The sequence below is a fragment of the Kitasatospora sp. NPDC059812 genome, assembly GCF_042732075.1.
Taxonomy (GTDB): domain Bacteria; phylum Actinomycetota; class Actinomycetes; order Streptomycetales; family Streptomycetaceae; genus Kitasatospora.
Map to the genome: position 1 here is coordinate 68,212 of NZ_JBHWIO010000030.1, position 23,686 is coordinate 91,897.

The 23,686-nt window shown below is 75.2% G+C and carries 22 protein-coding genes, 1 pseudogene and 1 riboswitch; of the genes and pseudogenes, 17 read left to right on the forward strand and 6 right to left on the reverse strand.

From position 1 onward, the window contains the following. Nucleotides 1–121: 121 nt before the first annotated feature. From ACFV6D_RS17470 to ACFV6D_RS17485, 4 genes are all read left to right on the forward strand, one after another. Complete coding sequence (locus tag ACFV6D_RS17470) at nt 122–1,777, forward strand: ATP-binding cassette domain-containing protein (RefSeq protein ID WP_380560418.1); 1,656 nt, start codon at nt 122–124, stop codon at nt 1,775–1,777. A gap of 59 nt (nt 1,778–1,836) precedes the next feature. Further along, nucleotides 1,837–3,045 carry a hypothetical protein gene (locus tag ACFV6D_RS17475; RefSeq protein ID WP_380560419.1) on the forward strand — a complete coding sequence of 403 codons (1,209 nt, stop codon included), beginning with the start codon at nt 1,837–1,839 and terminating at the stop codon, nt 3,043–3,045. Continuing rightward, entirely contained in the window at nt 3,033–3,662 is a 630-nt protein-coding gene (locus ACFV6D_RS17480) for an ATP-binding cassette domain-containing protein (RefSeq protein ID WP_380560420.1), read from the forward strand. The genes ACFV6D_RS17475 and ACFV6D_RS17480 overlap by 13 nt, the downstream gene beginning before the upstream one ends. 167 nt (nt 3,663–3,829) lie before the next feature. Continuing rightward, nucleotides 3,830–4,003, forward strand: coding sequence for a hypothetical protein (locus ACFV6D_RS17485; RefSeq protein ID WP_363372238.1), 174 nt, complete (start codon nt 3,830–3,832; stop codon nt 4,001–4,003). Nucleotides 4,004–4,123: 120 nt separating this feature from the next. Here the strand turns inward: ACFV6D_RS17485 and ACFV6D_RS17490 are convergent, their stop codons facing one another. Next, nucleotides 4,124–5,215 carry an alcohol dehydrogenase catalytic domain-containing protein gene (locus ACFV6D_RS17490; RefSeq protein ID WP_380560421.1) on the reverse strand — a complete coding sequence of 364 codons (1,092 nt, stop codon included), beginning with the start codon at nt 5,213–5,215 and terminating at the stop codon, nt 4,124–4,126. 176 nt (nt 5,216–5,391) lie between these two features. Between ACFV6D_RS17490 and ACFV6D_RS17495 the strand changes: the two genes are divergently transcribed. From ACFV6D_RS17495 to ACFV6D_RS17510, 4 genes are all read left to right on the forward strand, one after another. After that, nucleotides 5,392–6,048, forward strand: a complete 657-nt coding sequence (locus ACFV6D_RS17495) for a class I SAM-dependent methyltransferase (RefSeq protein WP_380560422.1) — start codon at nt 5,392–5,394, stop codon at nt 6,046–6,048. Between the two features lie 185 nt (nt 6,049–6,233). Next, nucleotides 6,234–7,397, forward strand: coding sequence for a hypothetical protein (locus tag ACFV6D_RS17500; protein WP_380337488.1), 1,164 nt, complete (start codon nt 6,234–6,236; stop codon nt 7,395–7,397). 7 nt (nt 7,398–7,404) lie between these two features. Continuing rightward, nucleotides 7,405–8,367, forward strand: coding sequence for an N-acetylmuramoyl-L-alanine amidase (locus ACFV6D_RS17505; RefSeq protein WP_380560423.1), 963 nt, complete (start codon nt 7,405–7,407; stop codon nt 8,365–8,367). 195 nt (nt 8,368–8,562) lie between these two features. Next, entirely contained in the window at nt 8,563–9,483 is a 921-nt protein-coding gene (locus tag ACFV6D_RS17510; RefSeq protein WP_380560424.1) for a hypothetical protein, read from the forward strand. 221 nt (nt 9,484–9,704) lie between these two features. Here ACFV6D_RS17510 and ACFV6D_RS17515 read toward each other — a convergent pair whose 3' ends face one another. The 3 genes from ACFV6D_RS17515 to ACFV6D_RS17525 form a co-directional block, all read right to left on the reverse strand. After that, nucleotides 9,705–10,766 (reverse strand): hypothetical protein, encoded by a 1,062-nt coding sequence (locus ACFV6D_RS17515; protein WP_063347384.1) that lies wholly within the window; start codon nt 10,764–10,766, stop codon nt 9,705–9,707. Next, nucleotides 10,763–11,512 (reverse strand): methyltransferase domain-containing protein, encoded by a 750-nt coding sequence (locus ACFV6D_RS17520; RefSeq protein ID WP_363372252.1) that lies wholly within the window; start codon nt 11,510–11,512, stop codon nt 10,763–10,765. The genes ACFV6D_RS17515 and ACFV6D_RS17520 overlap by 4 nt, the downstream gene beginning before the upstream one ends. 123 nt (nt 11,513–11,635) lie before the next feature. Beyond that, entirely contained in the window at nt 11,636–12,946 is a 1,311-nt protein-coding gene (locus ACFV6D_RS17525) for a glycosyltransferase family 4 protein (protein WP_363372255.1), read from the reverse strand. A 254-nt stretch (nt 12,947–13,200) separates the two neighbouring features. Here ACFV6D_RS17525 and ACFV6D_RS17530 point away from each other — a divergent pair, with 254 nt between their 5' ends. The 6 genes from ACFV6D_RS17530 to ACFV6D_RS17555 all read left to right on the forward strand — a co-directional run bounded on the left by ACFV6D_RS17530 (nt 13,201) and on the right by ACFV6D_RS17555 (nt 19,768). After that, complete coding sequence (locus ACFV6D_RS17530; protein WP_063351068.1) at nt 13,201–13,830, forward strand: TetR family transcriptional regulator; 630 nt, start codon at nt 13,201–13,203, stop codon at nt 13,828–13,830. Between the two features lie 103 nt (nt 13,831–13,933). Beyond that, nucleotides 13,934–14,009: riboswitch (cobalamin riboswitch) on the forward strand. Between the two features lie 117 nt (nt 14,010–14,126). After that, complete coding sequence (locus ACFV6D_RS17535; RefSeq protein WP_380560425.1) at nt 14,127–15,374, forward strand: prenyltransferase/squalene oxidase repeat-containing protein; 1,248 nt, start codon at nt 14,127–14,129, stop codon at nt 15,372–15,374. Then, nucleotides 15,371–16,129, forward strand: coding sequence for an SCO2322 family protein (locus ACFV6D_RS17540; protein ID WP_380490965.1), 759 nt, complete (start codon nt 15,371–15,373; stop codon nt 16,127–16,129). The genes ACFV6D_RS17535 and ACFV6D_RS17540 overlap by 4 nt, the downstream gene beginning before the upstream one ends. Nucleotides 16,130–16,182: 53 nt before the next feature. Then, entirely contained in the window at nt 16,183–17,286 is a 1,104-nt protein-coding gene (locus ACFV6D_RS17545) for a CbiQ family ECF transporter T component (protein ID WP_380490967.1), read from the forward strand. Continuing rightward, on the forward strand, nt 17,283–18,893 hold the full coding sequence (locus ACFV6D_RS17550) for an ABC transporter ATP-binding protein (RefSeq protein ID WP_380560426.1): 1,611 nt from the start codon (nt 17,283–17,285) through the stop codon (nt 18,891–18,893). Before ACFV6D_RS17545 ends, ACFV6D_RS17550 begins: the two co-directional genes overlap by 4 nt. After that, nucleotides 18,890–19,768 carry an ECF transporter S component gene (locus tag ACFV6D_RS17555; RefSeq protein ID WP_380560427.1) on the forward strand — a complete coding sequence of 293 codons (879 nt, stop codon included), beginning with the start codon at nt 18,890–18,892 and terminating at the stop codon, nt 19,766–19,768. Before ACFV6D_RS17550 ends, ACFV6D_RS17555 begins: the two co-directional genes overlap by 4 nt. A gap of 26 nt (nt 19,769–19,794) precedes the next feature. On the opposite strand, the gene ACFV6D_RS17560 is transcribed toward ACFV6D_RS17555, so the two are convergent. Beyond that, entirely contained in the window at nt 19,795–20,643 is an 849-nt protein-coding gene (locus ACFV6D_RS17560; RefSeq protein ID WP_380560428.1) for a helix-turn-helix domain-containing protein, read from the reverse strand. 520 nt (nt 20,644–21,163) lie between these two features. On the opposite strand from ACFV6D_RS17560, the pseudogene ACFV6D_RS17565 reads away from it, so the two are divergent. Then, nucleotides 21,164–21,448, forward strand: a pseudogene (locus ACFV6D_RS17565) (transcriptional regulator); the annotation flags it as partial. After that, nucleotides 21,445–21,996, forward strand: coding sequence for a flavoprotein (locus ACFV6D_RS17570; protein WP_380560429.1), 552 nt, complete (start codon nt 21,445–21,447; stop codon nt 21,994–21,996). The pseudogene ACFV6D_RS17565 and the gene ACFV6D_RS17570, both read left to right, overlap by 4 nt. Before the next feature lie 78 nt (nt 21,997–22,074). Here ACFV6D_RS17570 and ACFV6D_RS17575 read toward each other — a convergent pair whose 3' ends face one another. Then, a complete protein-coding gene (locus ACFV6D_RS17575) occupies nt 22,075–22,230 on the reverse strand; it encodes a hypothetical protein (protein WP_380370499.1) in 156 nt (51 codons plus the stop codon). Nucleotides 22,231–22,450: 220 nt separating this feature from the next. On the opposite strand from ACFV6D_RS17575, the gene ACFV6D_RS17580 reads away from it, so the two are divergent. After that, nucleotides 22,451–23,626 carry a macrolide family glycosyltransferase gene (locus ACFV6D_RS17580; protein ID WP_380560430.1) on the forward strand — a complete coding sequence of 392 codons (1,176 nt, stop codon included), beginning with the start codon at nt 22,451–22,453 and terminating at the stop codon, nt 23,624–23,626. The last annotated feature ends 60 nt before the right edge of the window (nt 23,627–23,686 follow it).

Sequence of the window (23,686 nt, forward strand, 5' to 3'; positions counted from 1 at the left end):
GCCGTCTCCCCCCCCGCGGGGCCGACCGGGCGGGGCAGGGGGGGGGACGGCACCGTCCGTTTCCCTGCACGTGCCCGACCCTCCCCCCCCCCCGACCCGACGTTCCGACGGGAGCTCCGACTTGCCCCGCCGCCCCACCGGCTGGACCCTCGCACTCAGCATCGCCCTGCCGGTCGAGGCCGCCACCACGCTCGCCCTGCCCGCCGCGCTCGCCGCGGCCGTCGACGCCACCCTCGGCCACCGGCCCGGGCCCGGCGCCTTCGTACGGCTCGCCCTCGTCCTGGGCGTGGCCGCCGCGGCCAATGCCACCGCCGCCGCGGCCGGCCCGGCCTGCTCCGCCGAGGCCACCGCCGCCCTGCGCGGGCGCCTCGTCCGCCACCTGCTCGCCCTCGGGCCCGGCGGCCGGCTCCGCCACGGACCACCGCCCGGCGACCTCGCCGCCCGCCTGTTGGGCTCGGCCGGCGACGCGGGCGGCCGACTGCCCGCCGTCCTCGGCGCGGCCACGGCGCTGCTCACCTCGGCGGGCGCGATCGTCGGGCTCGGGCTGCTGTCGCCGTGGCTGGCGCTCGCCTTCTTCGCGGGCGTCGTCCCCGGCGTGGTGCTGATCCGGCTCTTCCTGCGCGAGGCCGGGCCGGTGTTCGCCCGCTACCAGGAGGTCCAGGCCGACCTTGCCGCCCGGCTCAGCGGCGCCCTCACCGGGCTGCGCAGCATCCACGCCGCCGGTGCCGAACAGCGCGAGGCGGCACGGGTGTTGGCGCCGCTGCCGGGCCTGTCCGCCGCCGGGCACGCGCTCTGGGCGGCGCAGCGGCGCACCGCCTGGCAGGCCACCCTGCTGATCGCGGTGGTCGAGGTCGCGGTGCTCGCCACCGCCGGGACCCTCCTCGCCGACGACACCCTGGCCCCCGGGGCGCTCGCCGCCGCGGCCGGCTGGGCTGCCCTCGGCGCCGGGCTCTTCGAGCAGGTCGAGGCGCTGGTCGCGGTGGCGCAGGCCCGCGCCGGGCAGGCCCGGGCCGACGAACTGCTGGCCGTCGGCCCCGCCCTAAACCGCCGGGGGGGCCACCCCCTCGGCGGCTCTCGGGGGTGCGAGCAGCGCGGCGTGGTGGTGCGCGACGGCGACCGGGTGCTGCTCGGCCCGCTCGATCTGACGATCCCCGGCGGCCGCACGGTCGCGCTGGTGGGGCGCTCCGGCTCCGGCAAGTCGCTGCTGGCCTCGCTGCCCGGGCGGCTGCTCGACCCCGACGAGGGCGCCGTACTGATCGACGGTGTCCCGGTGGACGCGCTGGCCCCGTCCGAACTGCGGCACGCGGTCGGCTACGCCTTCGCCCGGCCCGCCCTGGTCGGCCGTACGGTCCGCGACGCGCTGGCCGGCGCCGGCCCAGCCGAGGCGGCGGCCGCCCGCGCGGACGGCTTCCTCCAGCGGCTGCCCCGGGGCTGGGACACCCCGCTCGACGAACTCCGGCTCTCCGGCGGCGAACTGCAACGCCTCGGCCTGGCCCGGCTCCTGGCCCGGCCCGCCCGGGTCGTCGTCCTCGACGACGCCACCTCGGGACTGGACCTCGCCACCGAGTACCAGGTCAGCGAGGCTCTCGACCGCGCCACCCTCGGCCGCACCCGGCTGGTGGTCGCCCACCGCGCCGGGGTCGCCGCCCGCGCCGACCTCGTCGCCTGGCTCGACGCCGGCCGCCTGCGCGGCCTCGCCCCGCACACCACCCTCCTCGCCGACCCCGACTACCGCGCCGCCCTGTCGGACACCGCCCTCCAGACGGCCTCCGCCTGATGGCCCGCCACTGCGGCCCGTCCGACGGCGGCGCAGGAAGTCGGCCCGATCGACTTCCTGTGCACCCAGCCACCCCGGCGCCACCCGGCCCGAGACGTCGGCGCCGGCCCGGCGCGGGCCGACTGCCCGGCACCGGAAGTCGGCGTCGTCGACTTCCCGCGTCCGCCTCCCCCGGATGGGCGCTGCTGTTCCGGCAACTGGCCGTCACCCGCGGGCCACTGCTCCGGCTGCTCGGCTGGTCCGGGGTGGAGGCGCTGCCGCCGCTGCTGTCCGGGCTGTTCGTCTCGGCCGCCGTCGACCAGGGGTTCCTGGCCGGGCGGCCGGGGGCCGGGGTGGCCTGGCTGGCCGGGTTCGGCGCCGCGATGGCCGTCCGGGCGTACGCGGCGCGGGCCGGGTTCCCGCACCTGGCGGGGGTGGTGGAGCCGTTGCGGGACGCCCTGGTCGAGCGGGTGGTCCACAGCGCGCTCGCCCGACCATCGGCGGATCCGGCCGAGGTCGCCCGGCTCACCGAACAGGTTGAGTCCGCACGGCAGTTGACCGCCACCCTGCTACGCACCCTGCGCGGCGTCGGGGTCACCCTGGTCGCCGCCCTGGTCGGCCTGGCGCTGCTGGCGCCCGCCGTCCTGCCGCTGGTCCTGCTGCCGCTGCTCGCCGCCGGGTTCCTCTTCTTCCGTCTGCTGCGCCCGCTGGTGGCGCGGCGGAGGGCGGTCGTGCTCGCCGAGGAGCGGCTGGCTGCCGAGGCGGGGCGGGCGCTGCACGGGTTGCGCGACGTGCAGGCCACGGGCACCCGGGAGCAGGTCGCCGAGGCGCTGACCGGGGCCGCCCGGGCGAGCGCCGCCGCCGCCCGCGCCCTGGGCCGGGCTTCGGCCCTGCGCGCGCTGGTCGTGGCCCTCGGCGGCCGGCTGCCCGTCCTGGCCGTCCTCGCCGCCGCGCCGTGGCTGCTCGCCCGCGAGGCCCTGACCCCCGGCGAACTGCTCGGCGTCGCGACCTATCTGCTGCAGCAACTCGACCCGGCGGTCAGGACGTTGGCGGGGACGGTCGGCGGCTGGCTGCTCAACCTCGCCGTCGTCCTGGACCGCCTGGCCGCCACTACGAGCGACCCCCCGGCGGACGCCGCCCCCAGCACGCTGCCCGGGAGAGCCCCGGGGCAGGAGCCGGAGGTGCGGGTGAGCGGGTTGGGGTTCGGGCACGGCGGGGCCGGGGCGCCGGTGCTGGAGGCCTGGAGTTCGGGTTCGGGCCCGGGGAGCACGTGGCCGTGGTGGGGGTGAGCGGGGCGGGGAAGTCGACGCTGGCGGCCCTGCTGGCCGGGGTGCTGGCGCCGACGGGCGGGGCCGTGTCGGTGGGCGGGGTGCGGCCGGACGGGCTGGCGGGGGCGGCGCGGGCGCGGCTGGTGGCGTTGGTGCCGCAGGAGGCGTACGTGTTTCCGGGGCCGGTGCGGTCCAACCTGACCTGGCTCTCCCCGGAGGTCACGGAGGAGCAACTCGCCCGTGCCGTCAGCTTGCTGGGGGCCGATCGGCTGGTCGCGCGGCTGGGCGGCCCGGAGGCCGTCCTGCGCGATCCGGGCGTGTTGTCGGGCGGGGAGCGGCAGTTGCTCGCGCTGGTGCGGACGTATCTGTCGCCGGCGCCGGTCGTGGTGCTGGACGAGGCGACCTGCCACCTGGACCCTCGTACGGAGGAGCGGGTCGAGCGGGCGTTCGCCGCCCGGCCCGGGACTCTCGTCGTCGTCGCGCACCGGATCAGCTCGGCCCTGCGCGCGGACCGGGTGCTGCTGCTGGACGGCGGGCGGGGGGTGCTCGCCCGGCACGGCGATCTTCAGGTGCTGTCCCCGCTGTACCGCGAGTTGGTCGGTCACTGGCTGGGTTCGACGGCAGGTCGCGCGTCATGATCTCGATAGGATCTCGTCCGTTCCGGCCGTTATGGTGGCCGGGGCACGGGCCGCGATCACCGGCTGTGGCGCGTACCGAGCGCCCGATCGGGGACCCGACCGCGCGCCGCCAAGCGCCGGCCGGGCGCCGATGACCTGCACCCTCCGCACGGAAAAGACGATTTCTGATGTCCGACACCCTCACCGACACCACCGGACCCACGGCCAACGGGACCGACGCCGACGAGAGCACCGCCTGGGACGCCTCGTCGCACGGCCGGCACCGGGGCCGGTCCGCCGCCGACGACAAGCCCGAGGCCGACCCGCACGGCCGGCACCGCGCCGCGGCGGACCGGGGCTGAGCACACCCGCACCGGGAGGGCCCGTCGGGGGGAGCACCCCCCGGCGGGCCCTCGTCGCGTCCTGGGTCCTGGGTTCGGGGTCCTGGGTCCTGGGTCCTGGGTTCGGGGAGGGCGCGCGGCTCAGCGCCCCAGCGTCACGACCGTCCGCAGCGCCTCGCCGCTGCGCATCTGGGCGATCGCCTCGTTGACGTCCGACAGGTCGACGCGGTGGCTGATCATGCCGTCGAGGTCGATCCGCCCGGCCCGCCACAGGTCGACGACCAGGGCGATGGTGCGGGCCACCGGCGCCCCGCCGTAGAGCGAGGGCAGCAGGCGCTTCTCGTTGAAGAACAGCTCGCCCATGGTGAACTGCGCGAGGTCGTCCTGCGCGCCGGCGCCGATCACCACGACCGCGCCGCCGCGCCGGGCCGCGTCGTAGCCGGCCCGGACGGTGGCGGACCGGCCGACGGCCTCGAAGACGTAGTCGAAGCCGCCGCCGGGCAGGCCCTTCGCCGTCGCCTTGAGGTCCTCGGGGGCGATCGCCTCGGTCGCGCCGAAGGCCAGTGCCCGCTCGCGGCGCGAGACGACCGGGTCGACGACGGTGATCCGGGCGGCGCCGCAGACCCGGGCGCCCTGCACGGCGGCGACCCCGACCCCGCCCGCGCCGATCACCGCGACGGAGGCGCCGGGTTCGACCCGGGCGGTGTTGACGGCGGCGCCGACGCCCGTGGTCACCCCGCAGCCGATCAGCGCGGCGGCCTCGTACGGCAGGTCGGCGGGCACCTTGATGACGGCGTCCGCGGCGACCACGACCTCCTCGGCGAACGCCCCGGTGCCGTAGAACCCGGAGGCCTCGACCGCCGCGCCGCCGTCCTCGAAGCGGAAGCCGGGCGCACCGAGCCGCCGCAGGCTGGCGATGCACAGGTGGCCGCGGCCCCGCTCGCAGTGCGCGCAGCGGCCGCAGGGCGCCATCCAGCAGAGCACCACGCGGTCGCCGGGGGCGACGCCGGTCACGCCTTCACCGACCTCCACGACCTCCCCGGCCCCCTCGTGCCCGGGGACGAACGGCGCGGGCTGCGGCAGGACGCCGCTCATCGCCGAGAGGTCGGAGTGGCAGAGGCTGGCGGCGCGCATCCGGACCCGTACGGCGCCCGGCCCGAAGCCGACGGCCGTCACGTCCTCCCGGACGTCGAGGGTCTCCTGGCCGGTCTTGTGCAGGACGGCTGCGCGCATGGGGCTGCTCCCGGTGTGCCTCGTGTGCTCGGTTTCCACGGTCGGGCCCGATTCTGACACGGGCGACCCGACCCGACTAGAACACGTTCCAGGGCCGCTGTGGTCCACCCCTCTACCGTCGAGTAGGGTCCGGGTCGAACGCGTTCGCGCACGTCCCGAGCCCGAGGAGCACCGTCATGTCCGACCTGCTGGAGAGTGTCCACCCGGCGGCCGAGGTGCTGGCGGCGTTCGAGGCGGCCACCGGGTTCATGCCGGTGGACGAGGGGCTGGCGCTGTACGCGGCGGCGGTGACGGCGGCGCGGCGCACCGGTCTGCCGCTGCTGGAGATCGGCACCTACTGCGGCCGCTCGGCGGTCCTGCTGGCGGCGGCCGCCCGGGAGACCGGGACGACCGCGCTGACGGTGGACCACCACCGCGGCTCGGAGGAGCAGCAGCCCGGCTGGGAGTACCACGACCCGACGCTGGTGGACCCGGAGGTGGGGCTGATGGACACCCTGCCGCGGTTCCGCCGGACGCTGCACGCCGCCGGGCTGGAGGAGCACGTGGTGGCCCTGGTGGGCCGCTCGCCGCGGATCGCGGCGCTGTGGGGACGGCCGCTGGCCCTGGTGTTCATCGACGGCGGGCACACCGACGAGCACGCGACCGGCGACTACGAGGGCTGGGCCCCGCACCTGGCGCCGGACGGGCTGCTGGTGGTGCACGACGTGTTCCCGGACCCGGCGGACGGCGGCCAGGCCCCGTACCGGGTGTACCTGCGGGCGCTGGCCGAGGGCTTCGAGGAGGTCTCGGTGACGGGCTCGCTGCGCGTCCTGCGCCGGACCGCCGCGAGCTAGCCGCCCGCCCTAGCCGCCCACCGCCCGATCCGCCGGCCGATCCGCCGAGCGGCCCCACAGCCCTGCACGGATGCTCTAACGTCGTGCCGGAGCTGTCGGGCGGAGGTTCGAACGGTACGGTGTCCGCGCAGCACCAGGCAGAGCATCGGCGGACGGTGGGGGCTAACGGTGGGGGCTAGCGGCACATGACGGACCAGCACAACACCGCTCCGGCAGTCTGGGACCCCACCGCGCGCGGCGGCGCGGGCGGCTGGGTGCGCGGCCCGCAGCGACCCGCCGAGCCCACCCCGGCGCAGCCGAACCCGGCGCAGCCCGCCCCCGCTCAGCCCACCGCCGGCGCCGTCGGGGACCAGGGCCCGCCGCTGGGCGCCCGCCCGTACCTGGCCGCCCCGCAGCCGCCGTCCGTACCGCCGCCGGCGCCGTTCCCCTCCCGCGCGTCCGCGCAGACCCCGGGCCCCGGCTACGTGTCGGGCGAGGCCCCCGGCCCCGGCTACGTGTACCCGCCGCAGCCGCCCGCCGGCCCGCAGCAGCCCCCGTACGTCCCGTACCAGGGACAGCCCGACTACCCCGCCGCTTACCCCGCCGACCACCCCGTCGGCTACGAGGACCTGGACGACGAGGACCGCCCGAGCAACCGGAAGGCGCCGCTGCTGATCGGCTTCGCGCTGCTCCTGGTGGTGGCGGTCGGCGGCGGCCTGCTGGTGGCCGCCCGCAACAGCGGCGACAAGAAGGACCAGGCCTCGCCCGCCCCGCCGTCCGCCTCCGCGACGTCCACCGGGAACCCGTCGGCGGGCCCGGCGCCCACCGGTACGGACGCCGCGCCGAACGGCGCCACCGACCCGGCCTCGTCCGCCGCGGCGCCGTCCCCGACCGCGAGCGGTGCCGGCGCCAACGCCAAGACGCAGGCGCAGGCCCTGGACGGCCTGCTCACCGAGGGTGAGAGCGCGAAGGCCCCGATCGGCAGCGCAGTCGCCAAGGTGAGCAGCTGCCCGGCGAAGGCCGACATCGAGAGCGCGGCGCAGGTGTTCGACAACGGCGCCAAGCAGCGCGACGGACTGCTGCGCAAGCTCGCCGGGCTGAGCGCCTCCGACGTGCCGGGCGGCGCGGACGCGATGGCGTCGCTGAAGTCCGCCTGGCAGCTGTCGGCCGACATCGACCGGGCGTACGCGAACTGGGCGCGGGCGGTCGCCGGCCAGGGCTGCTCGGGCTCGGCCCCGAACACCGCCGACAAGAAGCGGGCCGACGAACTCAACCCGCAGGCCACCCAGGCGAAGAAGGACTTCGCGGGCAAGTGGAAGCCGATCGCCGACACGTACGGCCTCACCCCGCGCACCCAGGACAGGATCTGATCCACCCGTGACCGGCCCGAACTCCCGCCCGCCCCGCCGCTCCACCCTGCTGCGCGCCACCACGGCGGTGGGCGCGGCCGTTCCGCTCTGCCTGGCGGGCTGGCTGGGCTGGCAGTCCCTCGGCCACTCCGCGGCGGTGGGCGGCACCGCCGCACCGGCCACCTCCCCGACCGGAACCGCCACGCCGGGCACCACCGCACCGGAAGCCACCACCCCGGAAGCCACCGCACCGGGAACCCCCGCCCCAGCCCAGACGCCGAACACGCCCGCCCCGTCGGACACCCCGGTCTCCCCCACCGCGCTCACCGGCCGCACCATCGTGCTCGACCCCGGCCACAACCCCGGCAACTCCGCGCACACCGCAGAGATCAACCGCCTGGTCGACATCGGCAACTCCCGCAAGCAGTGCGACACCACCGGCACCGAGACCAACTCCGGCTACACCGAGGCCGAGTACGCCCTGGACGTCTCCCACCGGGCCCGCGCCATCCTGGCCGCCCGCGGCGCGACGGTGGTGCTCGCGCAGGACGGCGACCGCCCGTGGGGCCCCTGCATCGACGAGCGCGCCCGGGCCGGCGCCGACGCGCACGCCGACGTGGCGCTGTCGGTGCACGGGGACGGCGGTCCGGCGGGCGGCAGCGGGTTCCACGTGATCCTCCCGGCGAAGGTGGCGGCCGGGAAGGCGGACAACGCGGCGATCGTGGAGCCCTCGCGCCGGCTCGGCCTGCTGCTGCGCGAGCACTTCCGCGCCGCGACGGGCGAGCCGTACGCGGACTACACCGCGAGCGACGGCCTGGACACCCGCTCCGACCTGGGCGGCCTGAACCTGTCCACGGTGCCGAAGGTGTTCATCGAGTGCGGTAACATGCGCAACCCGGTGGACGCCAAACGGATGACGGATCCTCAGTGGCGGCAGCGGGCGGCCCAGGGGATCGCCGACGCGCTGACGGCGTATCTGACCACCCGGTAAGGGAGTTGGGCCGGGGCGGCGGACGGCGTGCGCGCCGCCCGGGTCGCGCCTTTGGCAACGACTTCGCCCCATTCCCGGTCCCGCCGTGCACCGGCGGTGCGGTTGGGCCTAGGCTTCTGGTCCGTTCGGGAGTTTCGGCCGGTCAGCCCGACCGCACGAACCGCCGTCCACGACACGTCAACGAGGGGAACGTTAGTGAATCTGCGCGCTCTCACCAGGGGAGACGCCGCCGTCGCCGGCGCGGCCGTCCTGCTCTTCATCGCCTCCTTCCTGCCCTACTGGACGGTGGACTGCACCGGCCGGTACTGCGGCGACACGTCGCAGAACGCGTGGAGCACCCAGTTGTTCCCCATCCTGCCGTCGATCTACCTGCTCGGCATCGCCGCCGCGGTGCTGATCCTGCTGCACCGCTTCCAGGGCGAGGCCGCGGCCGGGCGCCAGGTGCTCGGCCTGCGGCTGGACCAGTGGGGCATCTCCTTCGCCGTCGTCGCGCTGTGGACGGCGCTGTGGTCGCTGGCCGGCGGCCCGGCCGGCGGCAGCTTCGGGCACGGCTTCGGCGCCTGGCTCGGCCTCATCGCGCTGATCGTGCTGGCCGGTGCGGCCGCGGCCGCGCCGATGGTGCCCGCGCTGAAGGCCCCGCTGGTCGCCGACCGTCCGGCGGCCGTCCCCTACCAGGGCGGCTACCCGGCCCCGGGCCAGCCCGGCCAGCCGGCGCAGCCCGGCCAGTACGGCTACCCGGCCCCGGGCCAGGACCCGAACCAGGCCCCGGCGTACGGCGCCCAGCCCGGTGGCTACGGCTACCCGGCGGCCGGCCAGCCGCAGCCGGTGCAGGCCGGTCAGCCGCAGGACGCGGCCGCTGCCCCGCAGCCCGTCCCGGCCGCGCAGCCGCAGCCGACCCCGGCCGCCCCGGCGGCCGACTTCGCACCGTTCTGGTTCGCCGTCCCGGCCCCGCGCTCGCTGGCGTCGAAGGACAACCCGGCGGGCGCCCCCGTCGGCGAGCTGGTGCCCGGCACCTGGTACCTGGCGGTCGAGCAGCGCGGCAGCGCGCTGGTCGCCCAGCTGCAGGACGGCACCGTCGGCCTGCTGGCCGACACCTCGGGCATCCAGCGCGGCTGACGCCCCCGCCAGTACGACGAAGGGGTGGGACCGGATCTAACGGTCCCCACCCCTTCGCGTTGCCCGTACGAGCCTCAACCGTCGTACGGGCCTCAGCAGTCGTACGGGCCTCAGCCGTCCGTACCGGCATCGGCAGTCGTACGGGCCTCAACCGTCGTACGGGCCTCAGCAGTCGTACGGGCCTCAGCCGTCCGTACCGGCATCGGCCACGGCGACGGGCCTCAGCAGCAGTCCTGGACCACCAGCCCGGCGGGCAGCTGCTCCCCGCCGAAGACCGCGACCGTCGCCGGGTCGCCGCCGAGCGCGGCGACCGCGAGCAGCAGTGCGCCGGCCGTCCAGGTGGTGCGCTCCTCCGGCCAGACGGCGTCGTCCTCGAAGACGTACCCGGTCCAGTAGGAGCCGTCCTCGTGCCGCAGGTGCTTCTGGATCCAGCGCAGGATCTCCACGGCGCGGTCGGAACGGCCGATCGCCCAGAGCGCGAGGGCGAGTTCGGCGCTCTCGCCGCCGGTCACCCACGGGCGGTCGCTGACGCAGCGCACGCCGAGGCCGGGGACGACGAAGCGGTCCCAGTCCCGGTCGATCCGTTCCAACGCCGCGTCGCCGCGCAGTCCGGTGCCGAGCACCGGGTAGTACCAGTCCATCGAGTAGCGGCCCTTGTCGAGGAACCGCTCGGGGTGGTGGGTGATGGCGTGCCCCAGCCGGCCGGCGGCGAGCTCCCAATCGGGCTGCGGCTCCTCCAGGTACTCGGCGATGGCCAGCCCGCAGCGCAGCGCGTGCAGCATGCTGGACGAGCCGGTGAGCAGCGCCTCGTCGGTGGCGGTGCCGTCCTCGTCGAGGCGCCAGGCGATCGGGCCGCCGGGCAGCCGCTGGCCGACGATGAAGTCCAGGGCGCGCCGGACGACGGGCCAGATCCAGTCCAGGAAGGCGTCGTCGCCGGCGCTGAGGTGGTGGTGCCAGACGCCGACGGCCACGTAGGCGCAGAAGTTGGTCTCCTTGGCCCGGTCGGTGACGGCGCCGTCGGTGTAGGCGGCGTACCAGGAGCCGTCCGGGTTCTGGGTGGCGGCGAGCCAGCGGTAGGCGGCCTCGGCGGCGGCGTGCTCGCCGGCGGTGTCGAGGGCCATGGCGGCCTCGGTGTGGTCCCACGGGTCGAGGTGGTGGCCGGCGAACCAGGGTATGGCGCCGTCGGGGAGCTGTTCGGCCAGGATGCTGCGGACGGTGCCGGCGGCCTGCTCGGCGTCGAGCACCCCGTCGAGCAGCAGTGCCTCGGGGACGGCGGCGGTCATGCGTCCACGCGCCCGGGCTCGGTCCGCCGCGGCTTGGACGCGTAGGCGACGAAGCTCTTGCCGATGACCGGGTTGAGCGCCCGTTCGGCGGCCTTGGTGAGGGTGCTGATCACCGGGGTGCCGACGATGTCCCAGACCAGCAGCTGGTGGTAGGCCTTGACCGGCAGCGCCTTGTCGTTGTTCACGCCGACCGCGCACTTGATCCACCAGTACGGCGAGTGCAGCGCGTGCGCGTGGTGGGTGCCGTAGGGCTCCAGGCCGGCGTCCTTGAGCTTGCCGAGCAGTTCGTCGCCCCGGTAGATCCGGATGTGGCCGCCCTCGACCTCGTGGTACTCGTCGGACAGCGTCCAGCAGATCTTCTCGGGCAGCCAGCGCGGCACGGTGACGGCGAGCAGCCCGCCCGGCTTGAGCACCCGGAACATCTCGTTGAGCACGCCCTTGTCGTCGGGTATGTGCTCCATCACCTCGGAGATGATGATCTTGTCGAAGTAGTCGTCCTCGAACGGCAGCGCCAGCGCGTTGCCCTCCATCGCGACCGCCGACGCGCCCTCCGGGGCCTCACCGGCCTGCTCCATCGCGGCGAACCACTTCTGGACCTCGGCGATCTCCTCGGCGTTCTGGTCGAGGGCGATCACGTTGGCGCCGCGGCGGTAGCACTCGAACGCGTGCCGGCCCCCGCCGCAGCCCAGGTCGAGCACCCGGTCGCCGGGGGCGAGCGGGAAGCGCGAGAAATCGACGGTCAGCACTGCAGGGCTCCCATTCCTTTTGCTACCAAGCGGACTTGACGCCGCGTCAGTTCGATCCGCTACCGCTCCGCACCGGGCGGCCGGGGCCGCCGGGCGGGCGCCGCGCAGGGCGGCCGGAGCGACTCAGGGCACGTACCGCCAGCCCGGCCCGGAGCGGGCCCGGGCGCCGGCCCCGGTGGCGATCGCCGCCCGGTAGGCGTCGGCGGTCAGCTCGGCGGCCCGCGCCCAGGTGAACCGGGCCAGCACCCGCTCCCGGCCGGCCGCGCCGAGCCGGGCGCGCAGCCGCGGGTCGTCCAGCAGCCGGCCGAGCGCCGCCGCCAGCCGGTCCGGCTCCCCCGGCGGCACGGCCAGGCAGGTCTCCCCGTCCGGCCCGGCCACCTCGGGGATCGCGCCGCCGGTGGTGGCGACCAGCGGGGTGCCGGTGGCCATCGCCTCGGCGGCGGGCAGCGAGAAGCCCTCGTACAGCGACGGCACGCAGGCCACCTCGGCCGAGCGGTAGAGGTCGACCAGCTCCTGGTCGGTCAGGCCGCTGCGGAACTCGATGTGCTCCGCCAGCCCGAAGCGGCGCACCGCCTCCGCCACCGGGCCGTCCTCCTTCTGCGGCTTGCCGACCACCACCAGGTGCGCGGGGCGCTCGGTGCGCACCTTCGCCAGCGCCTCGACCAGGAACACCAGGCCCTTGAGCGGGACGTCCGCGCTGGAGGTGGTGACGATCCGTCCGGGGACGCGGGCGATCTCCTCGGAGGGCGACCAGAGCCGGGTGTCGGCGCCGATCGGCACCACCGAGATCGCGCCCGGCGCGGCGCCCAGGTGCTCGGCGATCTCGCGCTGCGAGGTGCCGGAGACGGTGATCACGTGGTCCAGCCGGGCGGCGACCCGGCGCTGCATCCGGGTGAAGGCGTACCAGCGGCGCAGCGACAGCCGCTTGACCCGGGTGGTGGCCGCGTCCAGCTCCAACTGCCGGTCCACGGTGATCGGGTGATGGATCGTGGTGACCAGCGGGAAGCCGTGCCGGGCCAGGCCGAGCAGGCCGTAGCCGAGCGTCTGGTTGTCGTGCACCACGTCGTAGCGGCCCTTGTGCCGGGCCAGGTACTGGCGGGCGCGCAGCGAGAAGGTCAGCGGCTCGGGGAAGCCGCCGGTGCGCATGGTGGCGAACTCCAGCACGTCCACCGGGCTGCGGAACTCGCCGCGGGCGGGCGTGCGGAACGGGTCCTCGGCGCGGTAGAGGTCCAGGCTGGGCAGCTCGACCAGGCGCACCGAACCGGGGCCGTCGACCTCGTCCAGCACCGGGTACGGCTGGGCACCGATCACGTCCACGTGGTGGCCGAGCCTGGCCAGCTCACGGGAGAGGTGGCGCACGTACACGCCCTGACCGCCGCAGAAGGGGTCCCCGCGGTACGACAGCAGGGCAATCCGCAGCGGCTGCGCGGTCATCCTCGGGCCCTCATCTCTAGCTGCTATTCCTGTGCTGCTGCTGTCTCTGCGTTGGCGACGGCGCTGCCGCCGGTCGCTAAAGTAGATCAGGTTTCAGTGGCTGTGGAACTCGTCATCGACCATGTGAACAATGAGAGACCTCGAAGATACCGGCCCGTAGCTTTCCCTCAGGAGCCAGGGCTGGTGATTCCCGCCACGCCGACCCTGCCGACCTTGTGGAGCACGCCGCCACCCACGCGCCCCGGGAGCACTCCTTGCCGCCGCCGACCACCTCCACGAGCCCCACCACCCCGCCCCCCGCGCAGCCGGGCGAGCCGCCGCTGACCGCCCGCCAGGCCGAACGCCGACGCCGGATCCTGCGGGCCGCCACCGCCCTGGCCGCCCGCGGCGGGTACGAGGCGGTGCAGATGCGGGAGGTCGCGGAGACCGCGCAGGTCGCCCTCGGCACGCTCTACCGGTACTTCCCGTCCAAGGTGCACCTGCTGGTCGCGGTCATGCTGGAGCAGTTGCAGGGCCTCCAGGAGCACATCCGGCGCCACCCGCCGACCGACCCCGAACCGGCCCCGCGCGTCGCCGACACCCTCACCCGCGCCTTCCACGCGCTCCAGCGCGAACCGCTGCTCGCCGAGGCGATGGTCCGGGCGCTGTCCTTCGCGGACCGCTCCGTCGGCGCCGAGGTGGACCAGGTCAGCACCGCCACCGGCCAACTCATCCTGGACGCCATCGGCCAGTCCGGGCCACCCAGTGAGAGCCAGCGCGCGGCCGTCCGGGTGATCGAGCACACCTGGCACTCCGCCCTGGTCGCCTGGCTCTCCGGCCGCGCCTCGATCGCCGAGGTCCGGGCCGACCTGCACACCGCGGCCCGGCTACTCACCCTGCCCTGACCCCGCCCTGACTGGAACCTGTTCCTGCCCGGGCAGGAGGGGCCGACCGCCCCCGGCGGTTAAAGTCGACGGACAGCACAACTTCATCCCGTCCCTCCCCCGGGGGAAGCCGGTGCGAATCCGGCGCTGACCCCGCAACCGTGAGCCCGGCCCCCGCGACGGCCCGGGCGAGTCGGACCGCCCGTGGAGGGGCGAGCGGCCAGCCCGGGCCCGCCACGCGCACCGCCCGGCACCGTCGAGGACTACGGAACGGCCCCGCCGGGCCACCACCGCTCACCGAAAGGCACACCTCCACCATGCTCACCGCCGCCCGCCTGGGCGCCGCCGCCCTGTCCGCCGCACTCCTCGCCGGCGCCACCGCCGGACCGGCCCTCGCCGACAGCCCCGCGCCCACCCCCGCCGCCGTCCCCGACGGCCTCTACGGCAAGGGCGACCCGACGTACGACGGCGTCTGGCGGCAGTCCCTCGCGCTCACCGCGCTCGCGGCGGCCAAAACCACCCCGGCCGACTCCGCCGTCGGCTGGCTCACCGGACAGCAGTGCGAGGACGGCGGCTGGCCCTCCTTCCGGGCCGCCGGCGCCGCCTGCAACCCCAAGACCGAGGACAGCAACGCCACCGCCGTCGCCGTCCAGGCCCTCGTCGCCCTCGGCGGGCACCAGGAAGCCGTCGACAAGGGCGTCCAGTGGCTCAAGGCCACCCAGAACGCCGACGGCAGCTGGCCCTACAACCCCGTCAGCCCCGGCGACGCCAACTCCACCGGCCTCGCCGTGAACGCCCTCTTCGCCGCCAAGACCGACCCGGCCGGCGTCGCCAAGGCGGGCAGGAACGCCTTCGACGGGCTCGCCCACTTCCAGCTCGGCTGCGCCGCCCCCGCCGACCAGCGCGGCGCCTTCGCCTACCAGCCCGACCCGTCCTCCGGCGCGCTCGCCCCCAACACCCTCGCCAGCGCCCAGGCCTCGCTCGCCGCCGCCGGCGGCCACCTCCCGGTCGCCACCACCGCCCGCACCGACGCCGCCCCCAAGGCCCTCGGCTGCGACTCCGCCGCCACCTCCGCCACGGCTGCTCCGGTCGCGCACGCCGACTCCGGCGAGGCCGCCGGGGCGTACCTCACCGCCCAGCTCGCCGCGGGCGGCAACCACCTCACCCTCACCACCCCCGGCGCCGCCCCCACCCCCGACTACAACGCCACCGCCTGGGCCGCCCTCGGCCTCATCCAGAGCGGCCACCCCCAGCAGGCCGCCGGCGCCGTCGACTGGCTCGCCAAGGAAGGCGCCGGCTGGACCAAGGGCGGCACCGACGCCTCCGCCACCGCCAGCCTCCTGCTCGTCACCCAGGCCGCCCAGCGCGACACCGCCCCGCTGACCGCCCAGCTCACCGCCCTCGGCCCGGCGCCCAAGGCCACCGCCAGCCCCGCACCGACGACGGCGGCGTCCAAGAAGGACGACGGCATCGGCCAGTACTGGCCGATCATCGTCGGCCTCCTCATCGGCCTCGGCGGCGGCCTCCTCCTCAGCCTCCAGCGCAAGCGCGGCCAGAGGCTGTGACACCCCGACCCGCGCGCCTGGCCCGCCGCTGTGGCCGCCGTGCTCTCGTCCCGCTGCTCGGTGCGGTGCTCCTGCTGGTCGCGGGGACGCCGGCGGAGGCGGCGACGGGGTACCGGTACTGGTCGTTCTGGCGTGGCACCGGCGACGGGTGGCTGTACCAGCAGCAGGGGCCGGCCGTCGCCGTGCCACCGGACGGGGCCGTCGACGGGTGGCGGTTCGCGGTGAGTCCGGACGGCGGGCAGCAGGCCGCGCAGCCCCGGGCGGCGGGCGACTTCGCCGCCCTCTGCGCGGACACGCCCGCGCAGGCGGGCCGTAAGCGGGTCGCCGTCGTGCTGGACTTCGGCACCGCCGCCGACTCCGGCTCGGGCTCGGGTTCCGACTCGGACTCGGGTTCCGGTTCCAGTTCCGCTTCCGGTTCCAGTTCCGCTTCCGGTTCCGGCTCCGGTTCCACCGAGGCTCCGCCCGAGCAGCGGAGCGCGTGCGCCAGCGTCGTCTCGAACGCCACCTCGGCCGAGGTGCTGGCCGCCGTCGCCCCGCCGCTGCGCTACGACGCCAACGGCCTGCTCTGCGCCATCGCGGGCTTCCCGAAGGCCGGGTGCGCCGACCAGCTCGGGTCGGCTGCCAAGCCGGCCGGCCCGTCCGGCGGCGGCGGCTCGGACTCCGGCCCGGACGTCGGCCTGATCGCCGGTGGCGCGCTGATCGCCGTGCTGGCCGGCGGTGCCGTCTGGCAGGCGCGCCGCCGCCGCACCTCCTGACGCCGCCTTCCCCCTTCCCATACCCCTCCGGACCCCTCCACCTGGACTGACCCATGAGCACCGCCCGCGCCACCCGCCCGCCCACCGGCTCCCGGCAACTGCACCCCGGGGCCTGGTGGTTGTGGGCGCTCGGGCTGGGCGCGGCGGCGACCCGCACCACCAATCCGGTGCTCCTGCTGCTGCTCGCCGCCGTCGCCGGGTACGTGGTCGCGGCCCGGCGCGGCGACGCACCCTGGTCACGCTCGTACGGCGCGTTCCTGCGGCTGGGCCTGCTGGTGCTGGGCATCCGGCTGGTGTTCGCGGTGCTGCTCGGCTCGCCCGTCCCGGGCACGCACGTGCTGTTCACGCTGCCCGAAGTGCCGCTTCCCACCTGGGCGCAGGGAGTGCGAATCGGCGGCCGGGTGACCGTGGAGGGCCTGCTCGCGGCCCTGTACGACGGGCTGCGCCTGGCCACCCTGCTGGTCTGCGTGGGCGCCGCGAACGCGCTGGCCAGCCCGGCCCGCCTGCTGCGCGCCCTGCCCGGCGCACTGTACGAGGCGGGCGTGGCGGTGGTGGTGGCGATGACCTTCGCGCCGAACCTGGTCGCGGACGTCCGCCGACTGCGAGCAGCCCGCCGCCTGCGCGGCCGCACCGACCGGGGGATCGCCGCCGTGCTGAGCGTCGGACTGCCCGTCCTGGAGGGCGCGTTGGAGCGTTCGGTGGCGCTGGCCGCGGCGATGGACACCCGCGGCTTCGGCCGCACCGCGGACGTCCCGCGCCGGCTCGCCCGCGCGACGGCCGCGCTCACCCTGGCCGGCCTGCTCGGAATCTGCCTGGCCGCGTACGGGCTGCTGACCGCCGGCGGCGCCGGCTGGGCGCCACCGGTGCTGCTGCTGGGCCTGGCCGCCGCCTTCGCCGGGCTACTGCTCGGAAGCCGACGATCCGTCAGAACCCGCTACCGGCCAGACCCTTGGGCGCTGCCCGAGTGGCTGACCGCCGGTTCGGGAGCCGCCGTCGCCGGGTTGACCATCTACCTGTCCACGCGCGACCCGGCCGCCTTCGCGCCCACCGTCGTCCCGCCGACCGTCCCCGCGCTGCCGCTGACCGCCGTACTGGCCGTACTGCTCGGCCTGGTGCCGGCGTTCGCCGCCCCGACCCCGCCCCGGAGGGCTTCGTGATCACCTTCGAGCAGGTCTCCGTCCGGTACGCGGACGCCGCCGCCCCCGCCGTCGCGGACGTCGACCTGACCGTCCCCGAAGGCGAACTCTGCCTGCTGGTGGGCCCGTCGGGCTCCGGCAAGTCCACCCTGCTGGGCGCGGTCAGCGGGCTCGTCCCGCACTTCACCGGCGGCACCCTGCACGGCCGGGTCACGGTCGGCGGCCGGGACACCCGCGAACACCGGCCGCGCGAACTCGCCGACCTGGTCGGCACGGTGGGCCAGGACCCGCTGGCGCACTTCGTCACCGACACCGTCGAGGACGAACTCGCCTACGGCATGGAGTCCCTGGGCCTGCCCGCCGACGTGATGCGACGCCGGGTCGAGGAGACCCTCGACCTGCTCGGCCTCGCCGACCTGCGCGACCGCGCCCTCACCTCCCTCTCCGGCGGCCAGCAGCAGCGCGTCGCGATCGGCTCGGTGCTCACCGTGCACCCCCGCGTCCTGGTCCTCGACGAGCCCACCTCGGCCCTGGACCCGGGCGCCGCCGAGGAGGTGCTGGCCGTTCTCCAGCGGCTCGTGCACGACCTCGGCACCACCGTGCTGATGGCCGAGCACCGGCTGGAGCGCGTCGTCCAGTACGCCGACCAGGTGCTGCTGCTCACCCCGGGCGCCCCGCCCGTCCTCGGCGAGCCCGCCGAGGTGATGGCGCACTCGCCGGTGCACCCGCCGGTGGTCGGCCTCGGACGGCTCGCCGGCTGGCGGCCGCTGCCGCTGTCCGTCCGCGACGCCCGCCGCAAGGCCGCCGGGCTGCGCTCCCGGCTGGACGGTCTGCACCCGAGCGCGGCCCCTGCGGCTCCGACCTCCGCCCCTGCTTCGACCGCCGCCGCCGAGCGCCTCGCCGTCCGGCGCGGCCCCGTCCAGGCCCTGCGCGGCGTCGACCTGGCGCTGCACCCCGGCGAGATCACCGCCCTGATGGGCCGCAACGGCGCCGGCAAGTCCACCCTGCTGGGCAGCCTGGTCGGCCTGCACACCCCCGCCTCCGGCCGGGTGACGGTCGGCGGCCGCACCCCGCACCGCACCCGCCCGGCCGAACTGATCCGCCAGGTCGGCCTCGTCCCGCAGGACCCGCGCGACCTCCTCTACGGCGAGAGCGTCACCGCCGAATGCGCCGCCGCCGACACCGACGCGGACGCCACCCCCGGCACCTGCCGCGCCCTGGTCGAACGACTGCTGCCCGGCATCGCCGACACCGCCCACCCGCGCGACCTCTCCGAAGGCCAGCGGCTCACCCTCGCGCTCGCCGTCGTACTCACCGCCCGGCCCCCGCTGCTGCTGCTCGACGAGCCGACCCGCGGCCTCGACTACGCCGCCAAGGCCCGGCTGGTGGAGATCCTGCGCGACCTCGCGACGGAAGGCCACGCCGTCCTGCTGGCCACCCACGACGTCGAACTCGCCGCCGAACTCGCCCACCGCACCGTGATCCTGGCCGAGGGCGAGATCGTCGCCGACGGCCCGACGGCCGACGTCGTCGTCTCCTCCCCCGCGTTCGCCCCGCAGGTCGCCAAGGTGCTGGCACCCGGCCCGTGGCTCACCGTCCGCCAGGTCGCGGAGGCGCTGAGCGCATGAGCCGCCCTGTTCCTTCCGGTGTTCCTGCTGGTCGCCCCGTCCCGCTCGGCCGCCGATCCGTAGCGGCCCTGCTCCTGACCTCCCTCGTCGGCGTGACGGCCTTCGGCTGGCCGCTGCTCGCCTCCACCAAGTCCGCCCTGGTCGGCCACTCCACCGACGCCCCCTGGCTGTTCGCCCTGCTGCTGCCGCTGCTCCTCGCCGTCGTCATCGCCCAGATCTCCGAGGGCCGCACGGCGGGCGGCGGCGCGCCCGGCCTGGACGCCAAGTCCGTGGCCCTGCTCGGGGTGCTCGCGGCGGCGGGCGCGGCACTGCGGCCGCTCGGCGCGGGCACGGCGGGGCTGGAGCCCATGTTCTTCCTCATGGTGCTGTCCGGCCGGGTGCTCGGGCCGGGCTTCGGCTTCGTCCTCGGTTCGCTCTCGATGTTCGCGTCCGCGCTGCTCACCGGCGGCGTCGGGCCCTGGCTGCCGTTCCAGATGCTCGCCATGGGCTGGGTCTGCCTCGGCGCCGGCCTGCTCCCGGGCTCCGCCCGCCTGCGCGGCCGGCGCGAACTCTGGCTGCTCGCGGGCTACGGCGCGCTGGCCTCCGTCCTCTACGGCACGATCATGAACCTCCAGGGCTGGCCGTACATCGCCGGGCTCTCCGGCTCCATCTCCTTCGTCCCCGGCGACCCGCTGCCCGCCAACCTGGTCCGCTTCGCCGCCTACTGCCTCACCACGTCGCTGGGCTGGGACCTCCCCCGCGCCGCCCTCACCGTCGTCCTCTGCCTCACCCTCGGCACCGCCGTCCTGCGCGCCCTGCGCCGCGCCACCCGCCGGGCCGCCTTCGACGCACCGGTGACGTTCCGGCCGCCGGACTTCCGGCCGCCGGGCGGGTGAACTCCGCCTCCCCGCCCCGGGGTCGACTACGGCAAGGCCCGCGACACCCTCGGAGCCCGGCACTCCCCGCACACCTGCCCGACACCCGCGACGGGCCGCCCGCACAAGCCGTCCCGCCCGGGACACTCATGCCGACGCGGCCCGCCGCTTGCCCTCGGAGTCAACGGGGTCGACGGGGTCGACGGGGTCAACGGAACGGGCGGCACCTTCGCCAACCTCCCCGCCAGCACCGCCCCCACGCTGTGCGTGACCCTCTCCGGCAAGGGCGCGGCCAGAATCCCCGCCAGCGCCTCCCCGCTCCACCCGCCCGCGAGCAACCCCTCCACCCGCGCGGCCTGATCGCACAGCGGCTTGCCCGCCAGCGCCATCCTGGGTTCCCTGCGCCCGAGTTCGAGCAGCAGCGCCATGCCCGCCGTCAACTTCTCGGACGGAGGGACGGAAGGAACTTCCGCTTCCTTCACCCTCACCTTTCCGGAAGGGTTTCCCGCCTTCCCGGCGCACGCCACCCCAGCTCCGGGCCCACCGGCGGCCGGGGACACGGGAAGCGGCGGCAGGGTGTGAACCGCCTTGCCCGTCACCGGCACTTCGTGCACCGAGACGATCGTCCGCACCTGCCCCGTCACCGGATCCCGCTGCGTCCGCCGCACGTAGTGCCCGGCCGCCTCCAGCTCACGGAGCGCCCGCGCCACCGTCGCCCGGCCCTCGACGCTCTTCGCCGCCAGCGTCCGGATGTCCTCCCGCGCACCGTCCGGCAGGCTGAGCAGGTAGCTGAGCAGCCCACGCGCCGCCCAACTCAGTGAGTGCTTCCGGACGACGTGGCCGTTGTCGAGGATCGTGTACCCGGGCGAGTGCTTCGGGATACGATGAATGTGCATTCGGGAGCCTTTCACTCCTAGTGCCATTCCCCGGGGTGTTCCTGCACCGCCGGGGCTCACTTTTGCCGCGCATAGGCCGTCCCTCCGAACGCCCGCGCCGACACAATGATCACCGTAATGTGCTAACCAAGCGTCAAACTCCCCACCACATCACCCAAACGGGCGGCGCAAACGCGCACCCCCCAGCGCACCCCAGCCTCACAAGCCCGGGGCGCACCTCCCAGCCACTGCCATCAGCCGATCACACAGCCCGGGCCATCCAGCCACACCCGGTGCTCACCTGCGACGGTGTCGGCGCATTGCCCACAGTCGCCGACCGGCCCCGAAGCGGTGTCGCGCCCCGCCTCCACCAGTTCCACCGGGACGCCCAATTCGCCTCCCGCAGACGGGCTTCCAGGTGCTCGCACCGCGCCGCCGGGTCCCAGCGGATGCCGTACCCGTGTGTCGCGGCCGGATCCAACTCCCGCACCGCCTGCCGCGACAGCCTGGCCGCCCTCGACTCAGCAATCGTCTCCGGCATGATGCCAGAGCGGCACTGCATGCTGCCCGGCCCCTGCTGCGCCGCCCCATCCCCGTTCCCGAGCGACGGGCCGCGCTCTGGGTGGATTCCGCGCGGGCGTACAGCCAACAAGGCAGACTGGCCGAGGGATACAAAGCGCTCAGAATCGCGGAGAGCTGTGCGCCGGAAGACATCCGTCGGCGCCCCAGCGTGCTGGATTTGGTTGGCGACATGGCCGCCCGTGACCGTCACGGCGCTGTCCCGGAACTTCGCCGCTTCTGCCAGGAATTGGGAGTCCAGACTTGACCGACCAACGCGAGCCGTTCCTCTACGTCGTCGTCTGCGCCTCGGGCATCGCGGACGACGTCGGCACCTTGATCAGCGCCGCCCACGCCGAAGGCTGGAAGGTCGGCGTCATCGCCACCCCCCATGGGCTCGGGTTCATCGACCCGGAAACCGTCGAGCGCCAGACCGGCTACCCGATCCGCTCGGCTTGGCGCACCCCCGCAATCCCCCAGCCGCTTCCCCCGGCGGACGCCATCACCGTGGCGCCCGCCACGTTCAACACCATCAACAAGTGGGCCGCCGGGATATCCGACACCCTCGCGCTCGGCATCCTCTGCGAGGCGTACGGACTCGGCATCCCCACTGCCGTTCAGCCCTACGTCAACTCGGCCCAAGCAGCCCATCCCGCGTACGGCGAGAGCCTGGAACGACTCCGCTCGATGGGCGTCCTGATCGGCGACTACATCCCCCACAAGCCGAAGTCCGTCGGAGGCCGCGACAAGTACAACTGGACCCACGTCCTCGACCTGCTTCGCCCCGTCCTGACCTCGATCACAGAGCAGAACTGACAATGTGCCGAGCCCGCCGTCCGCCCCGAAGTGACCACGCCGGTCACAGCCATCGACGAGCGGCCACGACCGGTTCGGTCATCGTTCGACGCCCGGCTCGTACAAAGGCAGGAAGTGGATGACCGGTTCCTCGTACGGATGAGCCGCACGCACTGCTCGCAGCACCGCCTCGGCCTGCTCGGCCTTCGGGGTCAGGACGAGCAGGCCCTTCCCGTTCGTCCACACGGCTCGCACGTCGAGGCTCCGCAGGCGCCGGCTCTCCGCCCGCCTCACCCCGACCGACCCGTTTCGCGGCCCTCCGTGTGATTCTCCACACCGGCCGATCTTCGGCCGAACCCCACCCCTCGTCACCGCAACGGTTGCCAACGTTACGTACTGTGCTGATAAGCGAGTTGACGTCAAGTCAGCCCGCCGATCGCAGGACGCCTAGCGACATACGAGGAGAGGGCCCGACATGTCCCGACCAGCACACATCGCCATGGTGAACATCCCGGCGCACGGCCACGTCAACCCCAGCCTGGAGGTGATGCGGGAGTTGGTCGCCCGCGGCCACCGGGTCAGCTATGTCAACGACCCGTCGTTCGCCGATCAGATCGAGTCCACCGGCGCCCGACTCGTGCCCCACGACACGACCCTGTCGATCGTCAAGGGCGGGGTCGACCCCAACATCGGGGCCGGTGTGCACACCATGATCTTCGAGGAGGCGCAGGCGATGCTGCCGCGACTGCGCGAGGCCTTCGACGACGACCGGCCCGACCTCGTCCTGTACGACTTCATGGCGTACGCGGGCCGGGCGCTGGCCGACGGCTGGGGCGTGCCGTCCATGCTGATCTCGCCGTCCATGATCATCCGGGAGGACTCCCACCTGGCGCGCTTCGAGATGGCGCGGGAGGCCTTGGAGGCGGACAAAATCCCGGAGCGGTTCGCACAGTGGCTCGCCGACAACGGCGTGCCGGCGGGCGAACCGTTCGGGTACATGCTGCGCCCGGATCGCGGGATCGCGCTCATCCCCCGGGTGCTCCAGCCCGAGATCGAGCTGGTCGATCCCCAGATCTTCTCCTTCGCCGGGCCCTGCCTCGGCACCCGCGAGCACCAGGGCGGTTGGACCCGTCCGGAGGGCGCGCAGAAGGTCCTGCTGGTCTCGCTCGGCTCCACCTTCACCCACCAGCCCGACTTCTACCGCGCATGCCTGGAGGCCTTCGGCGACCTGCCCGGCTGGCACGTCGTGCTCCAGGTCGGCCAGGCAACCGACCCGGCCGAACTGGGTACGATCCCGGCCAACATCGAAGTGCACCAGTGGGTGCCGCAGTTCGCCGTACTCCAGCAGGCCGACGCATTCGTGACCCACGCCGGAATGGGCGGGTGCAGCGAGGGCCTGTACTGCGGGCTGCCGATGGTCGCGGTGCCGCAGGCCGCCGACCAGTTCGACAACGCGGACCGGCTGGTCGAACTCGGCGTCGCCCGCCGGCTGGACACCGCGCAGGCCACCCCGGAGGCGCTGCGCTCCGCCGTACTGGAACTGACCGGCGACCCGGCGGTGGCGACCCGGCTGGCCGAGCTCAGCCGCGAGGTCCGCGCGGGCGGCAGCGCGGCCAGGGCCGCCGACCTGGTCGAGGCCGCCCTCATCTGAACCACCCGTGCGCCCCCCCCCCCCCCCCCCGGGGGGGGGGGGGCCCCCCCCCCCCCCCCC